Raw genomic sequence first — 3,874 nt, forward strand, 5'->3', positions numbered from 1 at the left:
TTTATTATTGAGTTCGAAGACAGAATTGTGAAGCATATTAACTAAATTGCAGTTACACAGAATCTGTTACACCCTCGCCGCTAACTATTTATAGTTTAATAATGCTATCTAACTAATTGTCTCGAATTAATTTCACCTAACAAATCGCATCTAACTATATGTCCCAAATTAATCCCACCTAATAAATTGCACCTAACTATTTGTCTCTAATTAATTCCACCTAACAGATTGCGCCTAAACTACTGTATTTAAATGTTTTTATTTAACATTCTGCATCTAACTATTTGTCTCTAATTAATTCCACCTAACAGATTGTGCCTAACCTACTGTATTTAAATGTTTTTATTTAACATTCTGCATCTAACTATTTGTATTTAACTATTTGTATTTAACTATTTGTATTTAACTATGGGATTAATAAAGATCTCCTGTTTAAGCCAGATGCGCCCTTTCTGAACCTCGAAACTCCTTTGGGATTAACTGGTTTTTCACTGTCCCCGCTAAAAAGTACCAGCAGCGGACTTTCTGTTTGCCGTTCTCAATAGCTTTATGTATTTCAAAACCCTTAAGTGGCCAAAGTGACTGTTTGTTACTGGCTTCACTTTGACGAAATAAATGATATGTTATAACATTGCCTTTTTAATCCATCCTTGATAGGGCAAAGCACGTGAAAAAGCATTTTCTATATTCAATTATTGTCATTTCTAATGGTGCGTTAGCGCAAGATAGCAATAACCCAACCTCAGAAACTAATGATGATATTGAGCGCATTGAGGTAAATAGACTTTGGCAGCCTTACCGAGGCAACGTACCATTGATTGATACTCCCCAAGCAGTAGATAGAATTAATGCCGATACCATCAAAAACGAGGGCATTACTCGTTTCATGGACGCCTTGGACTTTTCGCCTAGTATCGTAAGGCAAAATAACTCTGGCGGTATGTTTGATAGCTTTGCTATTCGCGGTTTTTCGGGCGACGAAAATAACCCGACAGGTTACTTAGTAAATGGCTTTAACTCGCGAGGTTATAACGGCAACAGAAATACCGCCAATATTGAAACCATTGAAGTAATGAAAGGGCCAGGCTCAGCACTGTACGGACAAGGTGAACCGGGTGGCACGGTCAATATCATCACTAAAAAGCCGCAATTTGATGAACAAGGTTATATTCAGGGAACCTTAGGTAATTTCAATCAAAAACAAGTGGAATTTGATCACACCAAAGGCATTAGTGACGATGTTGCTTACCGCATCAATGGCTTTTACGAAGATTCAGATACCTTTCGTGACCATGTTGATATTGAAAGCTTGAATTTAAGCCCGTCACTTTTGTGGAATATCTCTGACGCCACCAGCTTAAGTTATGAAATGGAAATTCTACATCAAAGCAAGCCGTTAGATCGCGGTGTCTATGTATTAGATAATGATTTTGACGCTGTCGATACTGCCGCATTTTATGGTGATACCCGAGACGGAGCCCATAAAGTTGAAGCGCTAGGACACCAACTACTATTAAATCATCAGCTTAATAACTCGTGGCACTTATTAGCCGGTTTAGCTTATCGGGATTCATCCTTTAAAGGTCAATCTTCAGATGCTGAACTATCTGACGGCCGCCAGCTGATTTATAGCGACCCAAATACCTTATCAAGACAAAGAAGAGAGCGTGATTATCAGGCGCAAGACTTCTCGGCGCGTTTTGAAGTTAGCGGTGACGTAGAGCTTGGTGGAATGACCAATAATCTATTAATTGGGTTAGATTATTATAACTTCCAGCTAGATACTGATTATAGAGTGTGGCGAACCGCTTGGGGTTCAGGCGATGCGACATACTCAATCAACCCTAATAACCCTGATTACACTATGTATCAGCCTGAAACCACACCAACAACCTTAACCTTTGAAGAGCAAAAAGGCCTTGGTTTTTACGCCCAAGATTTAATTGAGTTGACTGATAAAGCCAAGCTGTTATTGGGCTTCAGAGTCGATAGCTTTAATCAGCACATTGTCAATAAACTGGATAATGAGTCTCAAGAGCAAGATCAAACTGAAGTATCTTCTCGTTTCGGTTTTGTCTATGAATTGGATGACAATATCAATATTTACACCAGCTACGCTGAAGGTTTCAGACCTAATCCTGGGCTTGATTCAGACAGAAATGCTTTTGACCCAGAACAAACTAAATCTTTCGAAGTCGGTCTTAAATGGCAAAATGTCGCTGACAGGTTCTCCGGTAGCCTTGCACTGTTTGATGCCAGCAAAACCAATATGTTAACAGCAGAGCCAGACACAGGGCTTTCTGCGACTTTAGGTGAGGTTGAAAGTCAGGGAGTTGAGTTTCAGCTGACCACCTTACTAACGGCTGATACCAGCATTGAGTTAGCCTACGCTTATACCGATGCAAGAACAGCAAACGATTTGATTGATAATGACTGGGGCGTGCCAATCCCTAAAGGTTCACGTTTAATCAACGTTGCAGAGCATGTCGGTCATGTGGCCCTAAGACATTATACTGACATTATGGGTAAAGAAGCTTATTTTGGCGCTACGGTCAATTACGTTGGCGACCGTCTAGGTGAAACCACATCACCTGATTATATTTTACCTGCATACACCTTAGTGAACCTATCCGCAGCGATAGAGTTAAGCAGCAAGTTTAGTGTAATGCTTGATGTGAATAACCTGTTTAATGAGCAATACTTTGAAAGCTCCTATCACAGGTTATGGACTATGCCGGGTGAGCCGATTAATTTCACCGCGAGTGTTAAGTATCAATTCTAATTTTCAGTATTAATTGCTGCTTGGGCTTGCTAATACGACTTCTGTTTAAGGTTTTCACTGCTCATTGACATCAGTCAACTCCGCGGTAAACCCCAAACTTCATTGTCTTAGCATCGCCACTAACGCTATTTGGATAGTTAAATTTGATAGTTAAATTTGATAGTTAAATTTGATAGCGTTAAACCTTGTCACTAGTCCCGACTGACAAGGGGCAAGTCCGCGGTGTAAACTCAAACTGCATTTTTTAGTACCACAATGACATTAAGCGACCTTAGGGTCGCTTTTTTGTTGAGGATATCAGAGGTGAATCTATCAGTTGGGCTGAGTGGCTCAAGTGTCAAATATAAAGAATGCGTTAATCATTGGGCTTTTCACTAGGGTTAGCACAGTCATTACACAAGCATTGTAATTCTATTTGAGAGTTGAGCAGTTGAAAGTCCGCTTGTTGAATGCTCTCTTTTAAAGCCTCGATCACGCTGGCTTGAATGCCCTTCTCGGCCACTTTGCCGCAACTTTTACAAATCAAAAACTGCGGTACTTGGTGCTTGTGAGCGCAAGTGATGTGTGAACAAGCAAGGTACTTATTTTCAGATGATAGCTTATGCACTAAAGGCAGTTCACTGAGTATATCCAGCATACGATAAACAGACATCGGTGCTAATGATTCTTGGTGTGTCGCACGGTAAATATCAACGATTTCATAGGCTGATAAGGGTTTGCTAGAGTTAAGTAATACACCTAAAACATTCTTTCTTTTTGCCGTTAGCTTTACACCATTGTCGTGACATAGTTGTTCTGCTTTAGCAAAAATTTCAGTGTTATTAGAAGTAGGCATAGATAAGCTCAAGAGAAATCGTTATTGTTGTTATTATTTCTTGTCGGACTGACATTGTAAATGATAAAAAATAGAACATCTTAACAGCATTAAATAATTGCTATTTTTTGTGATTTTAAACCGTTTTTCGGCGCTTAGCTAATTTAGACCATTGGTTTCCTTTTTGTATTTCCAAACTTCGTTTGGATTAACGTCGTGGCGCTTCGCCCCTTCTTTTGCAAAGAGCAGAGTCAAGGGGGAAAGCGCTCACATTTTAC

2 protein-coding genes are annotated in these 3,874 nt (G+C 39.7%); one reads left to right on the forward strand and one right to left on the reverse strand.

The annotated features are described in order from the left end of the window. Positions 1–667 precede the first annotated feature (667 nt). Entirely contained in the window at positions 668–2,782 is a 2,115-nt protein-coding gene (locus Q4546_RS18995) for a TonB-dependent siderophore receptor (RefSeq protein ID WP_102436252.1), read from the forward strand. A 355-nt stretch (positions 2,783–3,137) separates the two neighbouring features. Here the strand turns inward: Q4546_RS18995 and Q4546_RS19000 are convergent, their stop codons facing one another. Beyond that, positions 3,138–3,617, reverse strand: a complete 480-nt coding sequence (locus tag Q4546_RS19000) for a Fur family transcriptional regulator (RefSeq protein ID WP_102436250.1) — start codon at positions 3,615–3,617, stop codon at positions 3,138–3,140. Positions 3,618–3,874: the final 257 nt, after the last annotated feature.

This window comes from Shewanella sp. 4_MG-2023 (assembly GCF_030548015.1).
Lineage (GTDB): Bacteria > Pseudomonadota > Gammaproteobacteria > Enterobacterales > Shewanellaceae > Shewanella.

Bases quoted from the DNA above. Each gene is read 5' to 3' on its own strand.
- Q4546_RS19000 (WP_102436250.1), bottom strand. From the start codon at position 3,617: ATGCCTACTTCTAATAACACTGAAATTTTTGCTAAAGCAGAACAACTA.